Origin of the sequence: Paenibacillus xerothermodurans, from assembly GCF_002220865.2 — a bacterium.
In the GTDB taxonomy this organism is placed as follows: Bacteria; Bacillota; Bacilli; order Paenibacillales; family NBRC-103111; genus Paenibacillus_S; species Paenibacillus_S xerothermodurans.
This window is the reverse complement of the sequence record NZ_NHRJ02000002.1, coordinates 280,951-300,279: the sequence shown is the minus strand read 5'-3', so window position 1 is coordinate 300,279 and position 19,329 is coordinate 280,951. Positions and strand designations below refer to the sequence as shown.

The 19,329-nt window shown below is 51.6% G+C and carries 17 protein-coding genes; 11 read left to right on the top strand and 6 right to left on the bottom strand.

Annotation, left to right across the window (positions count from 1 at the left end; genetic code table 11):
• The first annotated feature begins 94 nt into the window (after window positions 1-94).
• From CBW46_RS05015 to CBW46_RS04995, 5 genes are all read left to right on the top strand, one after another.
• A complete protein-coding gene (locus CBW46_RS05015; RefSeq protein WP_089198916.1) occupies window positions 95-304 on the top strand; it encodes a hypothetical protein in 210 nt (69 codons plus the stop codon).
• A 41-nt stretch (window positions 305-345) separates the two neighbouring features.
• A complete protein-coding gene (locus CBW46_RS05010) occupies window positions 346-1,506 on the top strand; it encodes an MFS transporter (RefSeq protein ID WP_089198915.1) in 1,161 nt (386 codons plus the stop codon).
• 139 nt (window positions 1,507-1,645) lie between these two features.
• Window positions 1,646-2,428, top strand: a complete 783-nt coding sequence (locus CBW46_RS05005) for an SDR family NAD(P)-dependent oxidoreductase (protein WP_089199334.1) — start codon at window positions 1,646-1,648, stop codon at window positions 2,426-2,428.
• Between the two features lie 112 nt (window positions 2,429-2,540).
• The gene (locus CBW46_RS05000; RefSeq protein ID WP_089198914.1) at window positions 2,541-3,224 is read left to right on the top strand and encodes a 4'-phosphopantetheinyl transferase family protein; all 684 of its coding nucleotides are present in this window, start codon (window positions 2,541-2,543) and stop codon (window positions 3,222-3,224) included.
• 73 nt (window positions 3,225-3,297) lie between these two features.
• A complete protein-coding gene (locus CBW46_RS04995; protein WP_089198913.1) occupies window positions 3,298-5,625 on the top strand; it encodes a type IA DNA topoisomerase in 2,328 nt (775 codons plus the stop codon).
• A 234-nt stretch (window positions 5,626-5,859) separates the two neighbouring features.
• Here CBW46_RS04995 and CBW46_RS04990 read toward each other — a convergent pair whose 3' ends face one another.
• The gene (locus tag CBW46_RS04990) at window positions 5,860-7,191 is read right to left on the bottom strand and encodes an N-acyl-D-glucosamine 2-epimerase (RefSeq protein ID WP_089198912.1); all 1,332 of its coding nucleotides are present in this window, start codon (window positions 7,189-7,191) and stop codon (window positions 5,860-5,862) included.
• A gap of 231 nt (window positions 7,192-7,422) precedes the next feature.
• Here CBW46_RS04990 and CBW46_RS04985 point away from each other — a divergent pair, with 231 nt between their 5' ends.
• The 3 genes from CBW46_RS04985 to CBW46_RS04975 all read left to right on the top strand — a co-directional run bounded on the left by CBW46_RS04985 (window position 7,423) and on the right by CBW46_RS04975 (window position 10,164).
• Window positions 7,423-8,592 carry a CobW family GTP-binding protein gene (locus CBW46_RS04985; protein ID WP_089198911.1) on the top strand — a complete coding sequence of 390 codons (1,170 nt, stop codon included), beginning with the start codon at window positions 7,423-7,425 and terminating at the stop codon, window positions 8,590-8,592.
• A gap of 59 nt (window positions 8,593-8,651) precedes the next feature.
• The gene (locus CBW46_RS04980; protein WP_089198910.1) at window positions 8,652-9,107 is read left to right on the top strand and encodes a Fur family transcriptional regulator; all 456 of its coding nucleotides are present in this window, start codon (window positions 8,652-8,654) and stop codon (window positions 9,105-9,107) included.
• A 247-nt stretch (window positions 9,108-9,354) separates the two neighbouring features.
• A complete protein-coding gene (locus CBW46_RS04975) occupies window positions 9,355-10,164 on the top strand; it encodes an alpha/beta hydrolase (RefSeq protein ID WP_089198909.1) in 810 nt (269 codons plus the stop codon).
• Between the two features lie 128 nt (window positions 10,165-10,292).
• Here the strand turns inward: CBW46_RS04975 and CBW46_RS04970 are convergent, their stop codons facing one another.
• The 3 genes from CBW46_RS04970 to CBW46_RS04960 form a co-directional block, all read right to left on the bottom strand.
• Entirely contained in the window at window positions 10,293-11,474 is a 1,182-nt protein-coding gene (locus CBW46_RS04970) for a M20 family metallopeptidase (RefSeq protein WP_089198908.1), read from the bottom strand.
• Window positions 11,475-11,574: 100 nt separating this feature from the next.
• A complete protein-coding gene (locus tag CBW46_RS04965; RefSeq protein ID WP_089198907.1) occupies window positions 11,575-11,763 on the bottom strand; it encodes a hypothetical protein in 189 nt (62 codons plus the stop codon).
• Between the two features lie 216 nt (window positions 11,764-11,979).
• Window positions 11,980-12,159, bottom strand: coding sequence for an aspartyl-phosphate phosphatase Spo0E family protein (locus CBW46_RS04960; protein ID WP_089198906.1), 180 nt, complete (start codon window positions 12,157-12,159; stop codon window positions 11,980-11,982).
• Between the two features lie 378 nt (window positions 12,160-12,537).
• Between CBW46_RS04960 and CBW46_RS04955 the strand changes: the two genes are divergently transcribed.
• From CBW46_RS04955 to CBW46_RS04945, 3 genes are all read left to right on the top strand, one after another.
• On the top strand, window positions 12,538-14,415 hold the full coding sequence (locus CBW46_RS04955) for a stalk domain-containing protein (RefSeq protein WP_089198905.1): 1,878 nt from the start codon (window positions 12,538-12,540) through the stop codon (window positions 14,413-14,415).
• Between the two features lie 43 nt (window positions 14,416-14,458).
• A complete protein-coding gene (locus CBW46_RS04950) occupies window positions 14,459-16,222 on the top strand; it encodes a copper amine oxidase N-terminal domain-containing protein (RefSeq protein ID WP_089198904.1) in 1,764 nt (587 codons plus the stop codon).
• Window positions 16,223-16,375: 153 nt separating this feature from the next.
• Window positions 16,376-17,104 carry a phosphonate ABC transporter ATP-binding protein gene (locus tag CBW46_RS04945; RefSeq protein WP_089198903.1) on the top strand — a complete coding sequence of 243 codons (729 nt, stop codon included), beginning with the start codon at window positions 16,376-16,378 and terminating at the stop codon, window positions 17,102-17,104.
• 78 nt (window positions 17,105-17,182) lie between these two features.
• Here CBW46_RS04945 and CBW46_RS04940 read toward each other — a convergent pair whose 3' ends face one another.
• Window positions 17,183-18,169: a YpdA family putative bacillithiol disulfide reductase gene (locus tag CBW46_RS04940; protein ID WP_089198902.1), complete on the bottom strand. Its 987-nt coding sequence runs from the start codon at window positions 18,167-18,169 to the stop codon at window positions 17,183-17,185.
• Window positions 18,170-18,280: 111 nt separating this feature from the next.
• A complete protein-coding gene (locus tag CBW46_RS04935; protein WP_089199333.1) occupies window positions 18,281-18,829 on the bottom strand; it encodes a class I SAM-dependent methyltransferase in 549 nt (182 codons plus the stop codon).
• Window positions 18,830-19,329 lie beyond the last annotated feature (500 nt).

The following is a 19,329-nucleotide window of genomic DNA, read 5'->3' as shown; positions in this document are numbered from 1 at the left end:
GTCAAGAATGGCGTTCACATGATGGCTAATTGAGTGATGATGTACTACAATAAAGATGATGAAAATATTCGTATATTAGCAAGGAGTATGAACGATGAGAACAGACAATCAAATCAAAAGGAAGCTCAATGAGCTGTTAATCAGCAGGCAGTCGATCGCGGCGAGATACACCGGCTTGACGGAGACCAACCCGGATAACGTGGAGCAGGCCAAAGCATTGCAATCCCAGCTGGACCGGCTCGATGAGTCCATTTCTCTGCTGCAGTGGGTATTGGACGAACCGACGGGGACGTATCACGCTTAACATTTTGAAATAACTGCAAAAGATGCGGTGGGTGGATGCTTATGGTATTGCGTGTCGTGATTTTGATCGCATTCGGCTTCCAGGTGATGATTAACCTGACGAGACCGGTGATCACTTTATATGCTTCCGGTATGGGGGCCTCCGCGTTAGATATCGGGGTGTTAACGGCGACCTATGCATTTTTCCCGCTTATTTTCGCAATCCATATCGGCAAAATCGCTGACATGGTGGGTGATCGTCTTCCGACCTTGCTAGGAACGATAGGTATGACCATCGGTGTCGCGTTTCCATTTGTTTTTCCTGCCATGTGGTCCTTGTACGTGTCGCAGGCAATCGTTGGAGTGTCGCAAATTTTCATTAACGTTTCTCTGCAAAATGTGCTGGGGCACGCGGCTACGAAGGAGACTCGTGATTACTATTTCAGCATGTGGGGCATGTCGGTCGCGCTTGGCAGCGTGATTGGTCCGGTACTGGGCGGGTATCTCGCTGATCATTACTCCTACTCGTTCGCTTTTCTCACTGCTTCACTGGCCGGAGTGCTTCCCATTGCGGTCTCGTTTTTCGTGCCGAATGCAGCACGTCAAAAAGCTGCTTCCAATGAAACTGTACACCAGGGCTCCGCATTCGATTTATTGAAAATACCGATGCTGCGAAAGGCATTGGCCTCGAGCGCGTTAGTGCTGTACTCCCGCGATATATATGTCGCGTATTTCCCGCTGTTTGCGAGCGGGCTCGGCTATTCGACGGCGACGATCGGATGGATCATCACGGTGCAGGGCGTTGCTATGGTTACCGTGCGATTCTTTTTAGCGAGGTTGTCGACGAGGCTGGGGCGCGGCCACGTATTGATGGGCTCGATCTTGTTGGCGGGCTGTGCGTTTTTGTTCATGCCTTTCTCGGGGCACGCTTATGTGTTTGCGTTGTGGAGTGCCTTGATGGGAGCGGGCTTGGGGTGTGGGCAGCCGCTGTCGATGACGACGACGTATAACGCCTCGCCAAAGACGAGAACCGGAGAGGTGCTTGGCCTACGGTTGGCATGCAACCGGTTATCGCAAATGATTGCGCCGTTGTTTTTCGGTCTGGTCGGCTCTTGGGTTGGGCTGGTGTCTGTGTTTTACGTCAGCGGCCTGTTTCTCATCGGCGGTGCCTTTTTGACAAGATCAACAGACAAAACCGACCGGCCCGTAGAAACGTCGATGTGATCCAATAAGGCGGCAGACACGCCGTGGACGTAAGATCTTGTTTGCGCTGGTCGAGCAGCGCCGCAATACTAGATATTCTTTCGGCATTTTTGATAAGATGGAAACTAGGTTTAATTATGCGGATAAAGGAGAATGGGCGATGGATTTGGGATTGGCAGGCAAAGTGGCACTCATCACCGGAGGAAGTAAAGGGATTGGTTTTGAAACCGCTTTAACATTGGCTGGAGAAGGAGCGCGTGTCGCTATAGCAGCCCGCGCTAAGGAGTCCTTGGACGTGGCGGCTGCAGCCATCGCTACGGCCACCGGCTCCGAGCCGCTCGCCATTCAAGCGGATGTTACTGTACAGGAGGATTGTCAACGCGCGGTCACGCAAACCGTTGCACGTTTCGGTCGACTGGATATTTTGGTCAACAATGCAGGCGCATCTGCGGCACATCCGTTTGACAAGGTGGATGCCGATCTCTGGACGGGTGATTTGAGCTTAAAGCTGTTCGGGGCGATCCATTGTTCCAAGGCCGCGGTACCGCACATGCGCCAAGCAGGCGGAGGGGCCATTGTGAACATTGCTACGTCGTCCGCCAAAACCCCTCCGGCGGGATCGCTGCCGACTACGGTGAGCCGCGCTGCAGGATTGGCGCTAACCAAGGCGATGAGCAATGATTTAGCGGCCGATGGCATCCGTGTCAACGCGGTATGTATCGGGCTTATACGGAGCGATCAGATCGAGAAAAAATGGCAGCGGGAAGCTCCGGAGCTCACATGGGATGAGTACGCGCAGCAGCCGCGGCACCAGATTCCGCTTGGTCGTATCGGCAAAACGGAGGAAGCGGCCCGAGTCATCGCATTCCTCGTGTCGAACGCAGCATCTTACGTCACAGGCACCGCGGTAAATGTCGACGGCGGCAAAGGAGCGGCACTGTAGATGCGGCCCGCAGACGCTACTTGGGGGGCGCGGCGCGGCATATAGGACGGCACTGCGCGAGCGCACTGCCGAAGCGACACCGGAGAGTAATTGGGGAAAGAAGTGACAAGGCATGGCTGAGATTTATGGAGTACATATGAGTCGTCCGCCGCGCAGCGGCGAGGTAGAATACATGTTGTCTAACGTATCGGAAGAGCGACGCGCCAAGGCTCAAAAGTACGTGAAGCCGGATGACGCCCACCGGTCGTTAATCGCAGAGTATTTGATTAGAGCTGTTATCCGCAGCAAGCTCCATCTGAGCAATGCAGAAATCAGCTTTGTATCGGGACCATACGGAAAACCTCGCGTCGGAGGCATTCCATCGTTTCATTTTAACATCGCACACTCCGGAGCCTGGATCGTCTGTGCCGTAGATAGTGCACCTGTCGGTATCGACGTCGAAGAGATCAAGCCTATGAGTTTTGACGTCGCACAATTTTTTTCCGAGCAAGAGATTAGATGGCTGATGTCGCACCAAGAAACGGCACGCACATCGTGCTTCTATGACCTGTGGACGTTGAAAGAGAGCTACATCAAGTGGGTCGGCACAGGATTATCTTTGCCGCTCAACTCATTTTCAATCATGTTAGACGGGGATGCCCCGGTTTCGGTACAGCCTGCTGAGCTGCACGGCCCTTGTTTTTTGCGACAGATGGACATCGCTCCCGGTTACAAAATGGCGGTTTGTTCAACCAAGGACGCCGCAGCCGAACAAATCATCATCAGATCCGTCGATGAGCTCCTGGCAGGACCATAAGGTTTACAAAACGGTCGTTTTTCGCTACGATTGCGAATGATGACCTTTTTTATATATGGCAGGGAGCGAGACCGTGAAAACATTAGTCATAGCTGAAAAACCCGACATGGGGCGCAACATAGCGGCGGCGATCGATCCAAAGGCTAAGAACCACCGGACTTATATAGAAGGCGAGCAGTATATTATCACGTGGGCGATTGGCCATTTGATCGGACTAGCCGAGCCGGATGCATACGACGTAAGGTACAAAAAATGGAATATAAATGACCTTCCTATCATCCCCGGGAAATTTAAATTGACTCCAAATAAAAAAACAATAGATCAACTGCACGTAATCGCAGATTTAGCTAAGCGCTGCAACCTGTTGATCAACTCATGCGACGCGGGGCGAGAAGGGCAGTATATCTTTTCGCTGGTCCAGCGGTATCTCAAACTGACGCAGCCGGTGAAGCGGCTCTGGATCTCAGACTTGACTCCGGAAACGATTCGAAAAGGCTTCGCTGAGCTCAAAGACGGTGCCGAATATGAAAACCTGACGAAAGCCGCACAGGCACGGAGCGAGGCGGATTGGCTGATCGGTATGAATGGTTCGCGTGCCTTCACCACCAAACATAACGCACTGCTGTCCGTGGGAAGAGTGCAGACTCCGGTGCTGGCTTTAATCTATGACAGACACAAGCAAATCGAGGCGTTCTCATCTTTGAAGTTTTTCGAAGTCGAAGGGCATTTTACGCAGGGCAGCTTAAGTTACAAAGGGATGCGGCAGGGTGAACGGATCATCGAGCAGTCGCAAGCGGAAGCATTGGCTGCCAAAGTAAAATCCAAACAGGGCCGCGTCGCCTCGTACGAGGTCAAGGAAACTAAAGAATATCCGCCAAAACTGTACGATCTGACTTTGCTGCAGCGTGAGGCGAACGGCAAGTATGGTTTCTCCGCCAAAAAAACATTGGACACCGCGCAAGCACTGTATGAGAAACATAAGGTCATTTCATATCCACGGACGAATTCGAACTATGTCACCGAGCAAAACATACCCGAGATGCATAAAACGTTATCTACACTGCAGGGTACCGCGTACGATGAACTCGTCAAGGGAGCAAGCCGGAGCTTGGTTCACAAGGGCAATAAATTCATTTGCAATCCCGGCAAGGTAGAAGATCATCATGCGATCCTGCCCACCCACCGCAAAGCTTCCGGGTTAAGCAGCGACGAGCAAAAGCTGTACGATCTGATCGTGCGGAGATTTCTTTCACAGTTTTATCCTGCGGCTGAGTACAAAATTCATACCGTAATGACCGAGGTTGAAAACGAGCTGTTTAAAACGACCGTGAAAGAGCTGCTAAGCATAGGCTGGAAGGTTATCACCGCTGACCAGAAGAAAGAAAGGGCGAAAGCATCGAAGGGAAAAGACGAGAAGGAGGCGGATGAAGAGGAGATTGAAGTGAACGAGCCTTTCTCCGTTGCATCCAATGCTGAAGTTATCTGTGCCGACGCGATCGTGAAAGAGAAGGACACACAGCCGCCCAAGCATTATACGGAGGGTACCTTACTGAAGGCGATGGAAAGCGCCGGCAAGCAAATCGAGGATGATGAGCTGCGTGACGCTATGAAAGACTCTGGGCTCGGTACGCCGGCAACTCGCGCGGCCACAATTGAACGGTTGAAAAATGTCGGCTACGTGGAGATGCAGGGCAAGAAAATTCAAATCACACAAAAGGGCCGCACAGCAATCGAATTGATTCGTGGCGCGGGCGTAGAACTGCTAACCTCGCCGGAGATGACAGGGCAATGGGAACGCCGCTTGAACGAGATATCCCGGGGCACTGCTTCCGACAAACAATTTATGGAGAACGTGAAAAAATTTGCGACCAAAATTGTCGAACAGGTCCGTGTGCAATCTCGCGCTGCCAAGACATCTTTTGAGAGTTCAGCTAATTCTAAGTCGGGCCCTAGTCATGCCCGAGGTAAGTCCGCACGCCAAAGCTCAGGGACAAACGGCACGGCAAAGAGCAGCAGAGCGACTAGTACGGCGAATTCTGTGGCTGGTACGGCCACTGTGACTGCTGCGGCTGCGACCAGGGTCAGAGTCCGGAAAGCAGCAGGCGCCGAGTCCGCCACCGTGCCCCCGAATATGATCGCCACGTGTCCACGCCCGGGCTGTGGAGGCACGATTTTCATGGGGCGGAAGGGTTACGGCTGCAGCCATTACAAACAAGGCTGTAAATTCGTCATCTGGAAAGAGAACTACGGGCGCAAGTTGACCGATACCCAAGTCAAAGCGCTGATTGAAAAAGGCAGGACCGGCAAATTGAAGATGACACTGGCAGATGGATCTACGCAGGACGCTAAGCTGCGGCTGCAGAACGTGGAAACCGGAGAATTAACGGTTGAGTTGGTGTAGTGTGAGAGCGGTGAGAAGCAGTTACAACTGAATACACAGAGTCAGATAAAGCAAGCGCCCGATCATCGTTGGTACAGGCCGTCTACCGGCACTGTCCTGGTCGGTGCTTGTTTTTGCTGCCTGTGCAGCCGGCAGTGAAGCACGGTGTTTTATCTGCCTGTGCAGCCGGCAGTGCGGCGCGGTGTTTCATCTACCTGTGCTGCCGACGTGCAGGCGCTTCTTTTTTTGCTCTGGCTATTCTACCGTGATCAAGCACGGCTGCGCCGCTTCGTTTGCCTGCCGCTCCGGAAACAGCCATAGTTTAGGCGTATCCGTGATCTTACCTATCCACAGGTCAAACCTGCCACTTGGAAAACACTCACTCTCCAACAACACGGTGTTGCCATCCACTTTTACCACATGAATTGTACATTGCACTTGCGGCTCGCTGTCCCTCATGATCCGGTAATTACTGGCCAACCCCGCAGTCTCTGGATCAACCCTCTTTTGGAAACAGACTACCACCCGTTGTGAACCCTTACGCTTCGCCTGCACTGCGACCGGCGGCTCTGTGTACATATATTTTCCCAAATGATACTCATATGCCGTCCATGTCGAGTAGCCCAATGCTTCCGCCGCTGAAGCGAAGTCCTGCAGCCAGCCTCGGCTGCGCCGCATCGGCCGAAGTGAGCCTATATCGGTCTGCAATCCCAAAGGGATGCTCGGATGCATCGCGCGTATTTTCGCCACAAATGGCGTATACCGCTTGGCATAATCGGCCGGCAGGCGCCAGCGCATCCAATCAGGCCAGTGGGTTTGGATGAAATGCATCTCAGGCCTGACCACGGAAATCATTGCTGCCGCATCCAGCCCCTGAAACTCCCGGAGCTTCTCGACCGAATCAGCGCCTGCATCGACAGCCAATGACCACGTGGCGATGGGAAGTCCGGGCCTAGCCGCCCGTACACCGTCCTGCCCATTGATCAGCTCGAACAGAAACCGGTTCACGGCCGACACCCTGAACTCCATCCACTGCCGGTACAGGATAGGATTATTTTTGTAGTACTGCTTTGATGATTTATGTTTGAAGTCCGGAATATCGGAGCCGTATTGCTGCTTGAAGGCAGCTCTCGCGTATGGGCCTACGTCACCATACACGCCTGTGGAAAGACCGTTCCACTCGGGGAAATAAGGCTCGGCCACTTCCAAACCGTCGAATGGATAGGATGTCACCAGATTCGCCAGAGCTTTCTTTTTCCACGCGACATAACGATAGCTGAACGGGGATAGACGATAGTAGCCATCGTTCACAGGTTTCAACAGCGTCATCTGCCAATCCGGCCAATCTTTGGGTAAATGATCCGTGATGTAAGTGCCATTTCCGAACACGGTCGCCCATACTTTGAAACCTCTGGAGTGAAGTTGGTCGAGCAGTTTCTGATTGACCCTGGTTTCATCGGTGACAAACAAGTGAACCACCCTAACACCTGTGCACTCCAGCTCGTCCACAATGCTCTGCTCGGAGCGGTGCTGATAGTAGGGGAAGGCGGGGTCGATCTGAATAGACGGTCCAAGCAAGTTCTTCATACAACCTTAGCCTCCTGTATGATGTGATACTGATGCTTGCAATCTCCATTGTAACAAAATAGAGGAAATAAGCTTTATGCATTTTTCGGGCAGCGTCACCTGCTGATAATGCTGCAACCACGGTCAGAAGATTAATAGTAAGAATTACTCTTAAGTTTGACTTTCTTACTGTAGCAAGCTACAATTTTCTACATATTCATTTTTTAACTGCTGTCGGGGAGAGAATTTACTATGAGAAAAGTCGTACCTGTCCATATATTATCCGGTTTTTTGGGGAGCGGCAAAACAACGCTGCTTACACAGGCCATCGAGTACTACAAGCTCAGAGGCAAAAAACCGGCTGTGCTGATGAATGAGCTCGGCGATGTCAATTTGGACGGCATGCTGGTGGAGGACGGGGTACCGATGACCGAAATGCTCAGCGGCTGCATCTGCTGCACGATCAGAGGAGATCTCGGTATGGAGCTGCGTGAATTGATATTGGAAAACGATCCGGATGTCGTGCTGGTCGAATGCACAGGGGCGGCGAATCCTATCGAAATCATCGATGGTGTCACCGACGCCTCCCTGTTAACTGAGCTTGAGCTTGCCTCTGTGATTACGGTTATAGATGCGGCTGTGCTTCTGGAGCGCCACCGTGCGGGTCAGGGAAAGACTTACCGTCTGATGAAAGAACAGATACGGTGTGCGAGCCAATTAATCTTGAATAAAGTGGATCTAGTGGAGCCAGCTGAATTACATGAACTCCAGCAGGCCGTTCGAAGCTGGAACCCGGTAGCTCCTCTAACGGCGACGGTGCGCTGTGACATCGACTTCACGTTGTTTGACCGGTTGGGAGCTGCACCTGGCAAATCGTTAACAGCGCTTGAGAATATTGCCGCAGCCGACGCTGTTGCCGATGCGGAACGACATCTGCAGGACGGCCACCATAACCGCGAGCAACACGATGCCAAGCACGAATCCGAGCGCGAATCGGAGCATAGGCATCGCACAGATGGTCGTACCCATGGTCACCACGCTGATCATCAAACTGATGATTCTCCGCGGCATTCCTCAGACCACGAACGCAAAGAGGATGATCACACTGCAGCCGCGCATCACTCGCACGATCATGTGATGGTGTACACGCATTATTTCGAAAGTGCTATTGATAGTGAACAATTTGAATCGCTTATCGGCCGGCTGCCGGCGAACATATACCGTGCCAAGGGAATACTGCGGTTTTCCGACACAACGAGTCCGTTCATGTTTCAGTACGCTTACCGGGAAGCGGATTTTATGAAAATCACTCCTAAGCAGGAGGTTCCCAATGTGGCGGTGTTCATTGGCGAGCATTTTTCCAAGCAGCAGCTGGCCGCAGAGCTGTCTGCGTTGGAGTCGGCGGGCGAGCGGTCACATTGACGCGGCGCACAATCTAAGGCATTATGAACTTAAGATTATATGCAATAGAGGGATAAAACATGGAAAATCACGAGCATAGCGTACAAGAAGCGGTACAGGAAATGGTACAAACCATGGCCAGCAAAGGCTGGAGAATCACCGATCAACGGAGAAGTCTGGCAGCGCTGTTCGCAGAAGCACCGGGCTACTTATCTCCGAAAGACGTCTATGAATCGATGCGCCAGAAGTATCCGGGCGTAAGTTTTGATACGGTATACAGAAATTTGCGGTTGTTAAGCGAGATGGGCGTGCTGGAACAATTTTATTTGAATGACGGTCTGAAATTCCGGGCTCGCTGTCACTCGCACCATCATCATCATATGATTTGCCTTCAATGTGAAAAAACAATGCCGTTTGAGTTTTGTCCGATGAAACAGCTGTCTCATCTGCCCGATGATTTTCAAATAGTGAATCACCGTTTCGAGATTTTCGGTTATTGCCCAGAATGCGCCGGAGAGCGCGCGGCTACTACCTGATCTGCCTAGCCCGGACACCACACAAAGCCTGGTGCTCCGGGATTTTTCTTGTTGTCAGCTTGGCCATAATCCAGCTGTAAAATTCATTGACACATATCTCCACGGGTGGTACTATACTGACTATATAACAAAGTAAACACATCGGAATTAAGTGAAATTCGCGCTGCAACCACGCTAATTTTTTTTGGCATAATACCAAGTGTTCTGATAAGGATAAAATGAATTAAAATTGGAGGGAAGAGTTGGCATGGAACATCAGATTACAATACGGAGCGACCAAGAAGAACTTGCTGCGACTCTTCATTATCCCGCTCGCACCGGTGCTAAGAACCCTATCATCATTATAGCGCACGGCTTTGTCGGCAGCAGGATCGGGGTTGATCGGCTGTTCATCAAGGCTGCGCGCGAGCTCAGCCGGCAGGGGTACATGGTATTGCGCTTTGATCACGGGGGCTGCGGAGAAAGCACCGGCGAATATGGAGCGGGAGGATTGGACGCTATGATTGATCAGACCAGGCATGTGATTGATTATGCGCTCAGTATCGACTGCGTTGATCCCGCTCGGGTGGTACTGCTTGGCCACAGCTTAGGCGGCGCGGTTGCGGTTCTCACAGCTGCAAGAGATAAACGGATTAAATCTCTTATTTTGTGGTCCGCTGTCGCACATCCATTTAACGACATTGTGAAAATTATGGGGAAACAGCGGTATGAACACGCGGTGCAAGTCGGCAGTGCTGATTACTTGGGCTATACGTTCAAGCCGTCTTTTTTCGATTCATTGACCCGGCATCAACCGTTGGAGCAAACGCGCAGATTTAATGGAGATGTGCTTGTTATTCATGGCACGAATGATGATGTGATCCCGGTGGACTACTGTCTTTTATATCAGAAATTATTCTGGCTGCGACCCCAGGGACAATGCGACAAAGAGATCATCTTCCAAGCGGATCACACTTACTCCTCGCATCAAGCTTACACAAAGCTGGTCGGCACAACCGTGCAGTGGCTGCGCTCGATCGAGCAGCGCAAAAGTGATTGGCATGATTGGTCGATTTAGATGGACGCGGACTTGACGTTTACTGGTTCGGGAAGTCTTTTCTTTTGGCACTGAAATCAACTGGCCGAGCACGTGGGGAAACACGGCGCATAGGCAGGCTGGAATTATCGTCGTTCAACCTCTGTGGTCTACGCGTGGCTCGGCTGTTCCACAGCACGCTCGAATTCGGCCCGCACCGCCGACAGCAAATCCGGACTGGCCATCACGTCATAAGCGGTGTAGGCGAGAGCCTTCGCTGCCAGCAGCATGCTTGAAAAGGCATGATCGGTCATAGCCATGTCGCGGAACTCCGGCGTATGCAGCAGGTATTTTTGTTCCATAATTTTTACATATGGGTGTATGGTTGGGCATCGCCGTGATACGTTACCCAAATCCAGCGAACCGTTGTCTTTATCTGATTGAATGTCACTATCTTTGACGCCCAAGCTGATCAGATTGGAAGAAAACGTCTCGGACAGCGGGTTATTTGTCAGCAATTCATCATAGGAGTACTCGTAGTTGGTTATTTTCAGCCTGCACCCGGTTTGTAGCGCCGCACCCTCCGCAGCACGCAGTACCTTTTGCACGACACCATCCGTATACGGCCTATTTCCCGAACGAATGTAAAACTGCGCTGCCGCGTATTCAGGAATAATGTTAGCTGCTTTGCCGCCATCGGTGATAATACCGTGAATCCGCGTGTGACTCTGCAGCTGCTGCCGCAAACTGTTGACGGCGTGAAAGAGGAGCAGAACGGCATCCAGCGCGTTGACGCCTTCGTCCGGGTTCGCGGCGGCATGCGCCGCCTTACCGAAATATTCGAACTGCACGGCATCCATCGCCAGAGAGCTTCCGGATTTTTCGTACGCGTGATACGGGTGGGCCATCAAGGCGAAATCCACATCGTCGAACAAGCCGGCGGCTGACATCGGCACTTTCGCTCCGTTAGTCTCTTCGGCGGGCGTGCCATATACACGGATGGTGCCCCCGACTTCGTCAATCACTGACTTCAGACCGATCGCAGCCGCCGCGCTCATCGTACAAATCAGATGGTGCCCGCAGGCGTGGCCCAGATCCGGAAGGGCGTCATATTCGCACAAAAAAGCTACGGTCGGACCAGGCTTGCTGCTCCGATAGCTGGCGATAAAAGCGGTACTCAGGTCCAATACGGGGTTTTGCATGTCGAAGCCATTGGCGATCAATAGTTGCATGAGGCGTTCCGACGCCAACCATTCTTCGTTGCCGAGCTCCGGGTGCTCTCCGATATAGCGTGCAATGTCAATATACTCGTCAGAGCGGGCGTCTATGGCCGCACCTATGTTTTCTTTCAGAGTAATCAGCTCCTGACTATGGTTGAGTTATTGTCATTATATATAAAAAAACCTTTGGCGCTCAATTTGGGCCGGCAAAGGTTTGTGGCAATCGTGTATGTTATTGGAAAGACTGGCGGTTAGGCTCATGAATAAACTCATGGTCCAGAGATTTCTTGATTTTTTGCATTGCTTTGACTTCCAACTGGTGGTTGTGAGGGAATTTAACCCCCGTCAATGCTAAAGCCTCATTGAACGTCAATTCGACTGAGATCTTTTTCTCTGATACGTTCGGTGTCTCGTAGTTCATATTTCATCGCTCCTTTGCTTATGATCGTTGGCTGACCAAGAGGCGGGAACAGTTGCTGCGAATGAACTGCTGAATTAGCGGAAACCCTTGATTTTGCTTGGTTTAAATATAACATAAGGTGTAACGTTACGCAAGAGCGTGAGACGAAATTGGCGTATTTTTTTGGCAAAAAAATAGATGCAGGTTGACTGAAGCGAAGTGGCCGACCGTGAAGGGTCACACAGATTTATCCTCACTTTGCTTCATCATCAATCGCTGCATCGCGATAATGACATCATCGATTTCCTGGCTTAATTGTATCACTTGCGGATTGACAAAGCTCCCGGTCTGCTCGACCAAACGATACAGGCGATCCTGCATTCGTTCCATATGTAATTTGAGTTCTGTGTCCTTCATGTGAACATAACCCCATTCGATAATCATATTTCTTGGACGCTGTGCCATTATAATATGAATCTTTTATAAAATATGTAACTTTTTGTCGATATTAAATATAAAATTTTTGTGACAGACGTAGAATGTTGGCATTGCGTGGTGAAAACACGCGTAGTGATACCCCAGGGCGCGCAATGTCCGACAACCAGCCGAGCCGGTGCGGAGCAATACCGGCTTTTTCCCGTGCCTGTAGACTTGCCGTTTTCTGCCATGGTACTATTCTTATGTTCATAGAATTTCAATTGCTAGAATGGAGGAGACAGACATTTCAATACGTTCAACATCGAGCACGATCAGATCTGGTTTACCTTATTTCGACATGGAGGAGTTTACACGCATATGCATCGATTATTCACAAACTGGAAAGCGTCCGGCGCGATATTGAGCTCCGCCTTGGCCATCGGACTGCTTGCACCTCACAGCGCTGCCGCAGTATCCATGTCGCCCATGACGCTTCAGCTGACAGCCGGCGCCGCAGAGGGTGCGATCAACGGACATACAGTGCAGCTCGACGAGCCGCCAGCTGTTGTTAACGGCAAATTTTATGTGCCCGCCAAATGGGTGGCAGACGCTCTCGGCTTAGCCATGGAATGGGACAATGCGAGCTCAACGATTCGCTTCCTCGCTGATAAAGCTTATATAGAGTTCATACCCGGCCGAAACATCATTACTGTTAACGGCAGCGAGCTGTCGTTTCAGTCGGTGGCTGAAATCCGAAATGGCCGTCTGCTCGTCGACATCGAATGGCTCTCACAGTATGCAGATATAACATACCGTTTTAACGCTGAGACAAACTCTGTACAGCTGAATTACATAGGCCGGCCTGCCGGGCCGTACGAGGAGTCCACGCTGGTGAAAGACGAGGCACAGCCGAATTCGCGACCGGTGGCGCTGTTTGCTACGGGTAAGCAGACTTACCGCTTGGGCGAGCCTGTGGACTATGTGGACTTGAGCTATGATCCGGACTCAGAGGGACTGCCCGTCTATGATTGGACAGGCAAAGAGGACTCCTTCTTCACACCGGGCACGCACACCGTCACGCTAACAGTGAAGGACGGCAAAGGTAATGTCAGCGCACCGTTTTCGCGCACGATCAACGTAACTGACGAAGTTTTCGTCAGTGAAAATGAATATCCGTTGTATTTCAAGCCGGCTGGTACACTGTTAAACAAAAGCAGCCTGCAATTAGCCACACCAAGCTTGGTGACGCCCAAGCCTGCAGAGCGCTTGAACAGCTCCGACCACCCGGCGCAGGCGCGCTCCTTGCTGCTCGGCAGCAGCAGGGAGCCGGTCACGCAAAAGGGCTTCCTTACACATGGTCCTGTTGACGGACTTACACGCTTATACCCGCAATACGTCAATGGTACAGATAGTGCGGTCCAATTTGCTATCCTACTCAGGAATACGGATGTGAGCAGCCCGGTCACCGTCAGTACGTCTCGTGCAGCCGAGGCGCCAATCTCTGTATACACTTCCGTGCAGCCACATCGTATAATAGAAGACTTTTTAGGCGCGGAGGGCAGCGCCATAGCGGATATGACGGTACAGCCGGGACAGGCCGTGTTTTATAAACTGAGCAGTGATGTCGCGCCTGGGCAGGCATTCCACGGCATCTACGACATATCTGTAAGCGGCCCGCTCGAAGCTTCTTATGTCATGATCTCCCCGGGCGAGCAGCCATACGATCTAGGCAAGTACGACAATGCCCTGCTTTCGGGCAACGTGAAGGGCACCACCGCCTCTGCGGACGTCGACTTGGAGGTGGATGCGCGCTACGCCGCCGCTCCGTTGGCTGTCGGCTTAGGCGCGATTACACCGACGGATGAAGCAAGCAGCGGCGCAGGTCAGCCGTCATCAGGCGAGACGCCGGGGACAGATGCAGACGGCAGCTTGCCCGCAGATAGCCGCTCAGGCACCGGCGCACCGACCGCGGATGGCAGCTTAGATGTGACGGCAGGCGTGCGCTATCGTCTCGGAGTTGACACCACCCGCAGCACAGCGGTACTGTTGAGCCCAAGAGACGGCTATTTTCAAGGGGCCGCGAAGGTGAACGGCAACATGATCATTTTGCCAGCGGGCGGTCTTACTCCAAAAGATGCAATACTCCTGCATCGGACCGAGCCGACAGACACATTCGTTGATATTGAGCTAATGTCAGCAGGGGATACCAGCACTGTGTTGGATGTGCTGATCGTTCCGCTCGAAAATAAACAGTAAACGTGGCATTCTTTCTGCCTCATAAATAAAGGAGTATTCATCAATGGATTGGAACAACAAATGGTTGGTCGGCCTCTTAAGCCTGGTGTTCGCTGTCGGCTCGGTTACAGCAGTGCCGGTCAGAGCGGCAGCGCCTGAAAGCACGTCTGCACTGATGTATTACGGCGACTTGGAGGGCTATGTGAACGGGGAGAAAGTGACGCTGCCCGCACCGGTAACACAAATAGATCATAGAACGTACTTACCTGCCGCCGCGCTGCCGGATGTGCTGGGAATCCCGGTGAAGTGGGAGCCGGCAAACAGCAGTGTGCAAATCACGACACCGGCCGCTTTTTTGTCTTTTGATATAGCTGCGAATAAGCTCAGTGTTAACGGCGAAAATGTGAGCTCCGAGGACGCCGCGATTATCCTGGACGACCGGTTATATCTCGAGCTGACATGGCTGAACCGCTATATTAGCTATAAAGCGACGGTGAACGAGGAATTGCAGCGCATTGAACTGCTCTACATTCACCATGGCAGCACAGGGTTTCACAATGACACTATGCCAAATACGAAGCCTGTTGCTAAGTTTACGGTGGATAAGCAAAAATACCGGCTCGGAGAGCCGATCCGGTACACGGATCTGAGCTATGACCCCGATGGCGACACGTTGACGAACGTGGAATGGACGGGTAAAGCTGAGGCCATTTTTGAGCCAGGCCTGTTCAAAGTGTCTTTGCAGGTCACCGATAGCAGAGGGACTGTGAGCGAGGTCTATTCGCATAATGTGGAGATTGTGAACGAGCCGTTTCTTGATCCTTTTCAGTACAAGATATATCATGAGCCGGTCGGAACTTTTGTGAAGGAAGAGGAAGCGACACTGCGTAAATATTTGCGCGGCATTCCACAACTTCATAAAGAGGTCACTGTACATGACGACCGTCCGCTAATCGTGAGCGACAGTCCCGAGACATTTGAGAGCAAGGGCTATCTCTACCAGGAAAAAGTCAACGGAAAGGCACGGCTCTATGCGGATCATGTGAATGGAATGAAGGAAAAGGTGCAGTTTGCAATCGTTGTGCGTAACCCGAATCCGGATAAATCGGTCACCATAAAAACGACCCGGCACGGCGAGGTGTATCCGTCTATTTATGCCAACTTGATCGGTAATGAAGCATCTGTCGAGTTTCTGCAAGGCGAACAAAAACCGGATACTATGGTGGTCGGCCCAATGCAAACCGCTTATTACAAAAAAATGCCGGAGTTTTTCCCCGGGCAGGGCATGAACGTGATCTACGATGTGGAGACGGACGGCGAGGTATACTTCTCATTCGTGGCAATGGACGCGGGAGCGGGGCTCGACTCGATCGGGTCGTATCCACAGCTTGAGTATAACGGGCATGTCAGAGGTACGTTTGACAGCTCAGACGTGACTTGGAACGTGTATGCCTCATCTTTTGACCAGCCGTCCAGCTTGGCGATTGGAGATGGCATCACCGATACATTTGTTACCGGAACCGACTTTTTCATGAAAAAGGATTCATTGAACTTAGGCAATTATGGTGTGGTGTACAACATACACATTGACAATCCTCGTAAGATGGCCATACTCCTTCTGCCGCGCGGAGGCGTGTTCAGAGGGCCGTTCGAGATCGACGGTAAAATTGTGCTGGCGCCGCCTTCTGGCATCATGATGGATTATCAAGGATATACCATTCTGGCGCGCACCGACGGCACCGAGCCGGCGCTCGACATCGAGTTCACGCCGCCCGCAGGCTCCGCCTTCCCGGTGGACGTGATCTTCTATCCGTTAGAAAATAAATAATGGTATATCACAGCAGGAGAGAGCCGCCGGGTGGCGGTGTCTCTCTTTTTTCTGGATTTCAAGCAGTTGCCCACGGAGTAAGCTATACCCGGAAACTGAGATGTCTATAATAGTAGGCAGTGAGGAACAAAGGTGAGAGGAAGAAGGTATCGGATGATCATTGTACGCAATCTATCGAAAACGTTTCCACCTAACCAACCAGTTCTATCCCGGATCAGCTTTCAAGCCGATGAAGGGGAACTGGTTGCTCTCCTGGGAAGCAGCGGCAGTGGTAAAACGACCCTGTTTCGCTGCCTGATGTTGAAGGAAAAGTGGGACGACGGCCAATACATATATGCCGGTCACGATATTTCCGGTGCAGGCGTAATTGAGAAGTTGAAGCTGCGGAGAGATTGGGCGTTTCTCGAAGAAAAACCGAAGTTGAACCCTAAGAAGTCAGCACTGAAAAACGTGCTGAGCGGCTTATTTTTTCATAAGGCATGGTGGCGCATCCTCAGTGGGACGACATCCAATGAGGACCATATGACCGCTATGGATTATCTGGACAAGGTGGGCCTGTTGGACAAAGCACATGAGCCCGTAGAACGCTTGAGCGGGGGCGAACAGCAGCGTGTGGCAGTTGCTCGAGCTCTGATACGGGGCGCGAAAGTTATTTTCGCCGATGAGCCCGTGTCAGGCCTAGATCCGGCTGCGGCGGCGCTAGTGATGGAGGATCTAAAAACCATCTGTCAGCGTACTAAAATCATAGTGTTCTGCAGTTTGCATCAGGTAGAGTTGGCGGAAAGGTTCGGTTCGCGAATTTGGGGGCTAGCCGGCGGTAAGCTGGTGGTCGATATCGCCGGCCGAAGGTTGACGCATGTCGAGAAAGAAAAGATTTTCTAAATGAGAAACACGATCATGGCGGTGAGCGGCATGGATCGTGTTTTGTTGTGTGCTGCCTTGTCTTGCGAGACAGCGCGCCTATGAGGTGCTATCGGCCTTGCCGGCGATGTGCCGTGCGATTTTCCCGCCATGTAGACGGCCGGTCTCAATGAACACCTCGTTAGCGTTACTGCCTGAGGCGGCCACCCCCGCGATATATAGTCCAGGCACAGTAGTCTCCATGGTGTCAGGATCATGCACCGGCGCCGTGGATTCCTCATTGATACGCGCACCGGCAGACACCAGCATTCGCCTATCGGGACGAAACCCTGTCAGTGCGAGAACGAAATCATTGCTGATCTCACGCTCGACGCCGTTGTGCCGAATCGTGACTGAGCGTTCATCAATTCGGATTACTTGGGACTGAAAGTGCATGTTGATACGCCCTTTGTTCACCATACTTTCAAAGATAGGCAGAACCCAAGGCTTAATATTGGGTGAATAGCCCTCTCCACGGTAAACTACGGTGACCTCGGCTCCAGCCCGCATGAGATCCAGCGCCGCGTCGATTGCTGAGTTGTTCCCCCCGATGATAACCACCTTCGTGCCTGTGTATGGATGTGCTTCACGGTAATAATGGGTCACCTTCGCGAGTTCTTCACCGGGTATACCGAGAAGGTTGGGATGGTCGAAGTAGCCTGTTGCCACAATAACATATCGCGCCTTAACCACCGACGCCTCTCCGGTCCGGCTGGTGACTTCAAGCGAAAACGTTCCATCGGCCTGCTTCGCGATGTCGTTTACGGTATGGTAGGGCTGGATTCTCAGTGCGCTGTGTGAAGCGGCGTTGCGGTAATAATGGAGCGCCTCGAGCCGGGTTGGCTTTTCATTAGGCGTTGTGAACGGGATGTCTCCGATTTCCAACAGCTCCGGGGTGCTGAAAAATTGCATATACGTCGGATACAAATAGATGGAATGAGCAACGACTTGCTTTTCAATGATTAAAGGCTGAATGCCAAGCCGCTGCAGTTCAATAGCAGCTGACAGTCCGCAGGGTCCGGCCCCCACGATAATTATTTCTTCCAATGCGCACACCTCGTTCGTCGATTACAATTCGAGCGCCAAGGCACTCACTTTTATATAGTAACCGATTCGGGTGGGCGAAATCTACACTGTAACGGCTCGCAGATATCTTCATTATTTTTTCCGGCAGACATATACGAAAGCGGGCGGCACATTAAGCATCACGAATCGGATCGACTCGACATGAAACAATTCGCTTAACTGTTTTTTCATCTGCAGCGAGTATTGGAAAGCAATGAAATGACCGCCCGGCTTCAATGATTTTACGATCTGTGACATCAACTCGTCCCGTATCAGTTGAGGAAAGTTGGCAAAGGGGAGACCGCTGATGATGCAGTCCAGCTGTCCGATGCCTTGCTTTTGAACAACGCGGTGCAAATGCTTCGCGTCAGGGTATGTATCATAGCCGGGATATTGAGCGCGTATCTGTGCCCTGAGATAGCTGTCTCTTTCAAATAATAACACCTTGGTGTCAGGGCGCGCGGCGTCTTTTATCGCCCCGGTGATTACGCCGGTGCCGGTTCCCAGCTCGGCCACGCTGTTCACGTCATGCCACGGCACCGCTTGAATCATCTTGCCGGTTAAAAAGCGGGAACTTGGTGTGACACTGCCGATGCTTTTAGGCGTTTTAATAAATTTATATAGAAACAGTACTTTTGCCATAGCCGAGGTGTGGTTTGCGCTCAAGCCAATTCCCCCTTTTAATGTGATGCTATTCCTAATCTTAGCGGTGGAACCTTAAAAACAGCTAAGTTTTTTATTAAAATTTTCTTTAATTGGTAAGATGCACCCAGCCGGGTGAACACGTACTGGAAGCTCTGGCGCCTTTCTGCTATTATTGCCCCGCGTTTGTGTCATTATGCCGTTTAGCTTAATCTAGCAGCGCATGATTTCCCTTTTTGATTCATAGAGTATATTGCTAGCGCTGTATCACACTATGTTTGAAAATGGAAAAGGGGCTAATCCGAAAAGGTTAGGCCGTGATCGAGCGGTGGATGGTATTTTTCTCGATGGCGACGGCTCTGGTCAAATGCGCCTCCCTCAACAGCAGCTGGCGGGTGATTCACGGGAGGTGTATCAAATGATTGCATTAAAGAAGACATAATATACTCCTGATACACAATAGCAAAAAAGTTCCCGCTGGCGAACGCGGCGCTACCGGA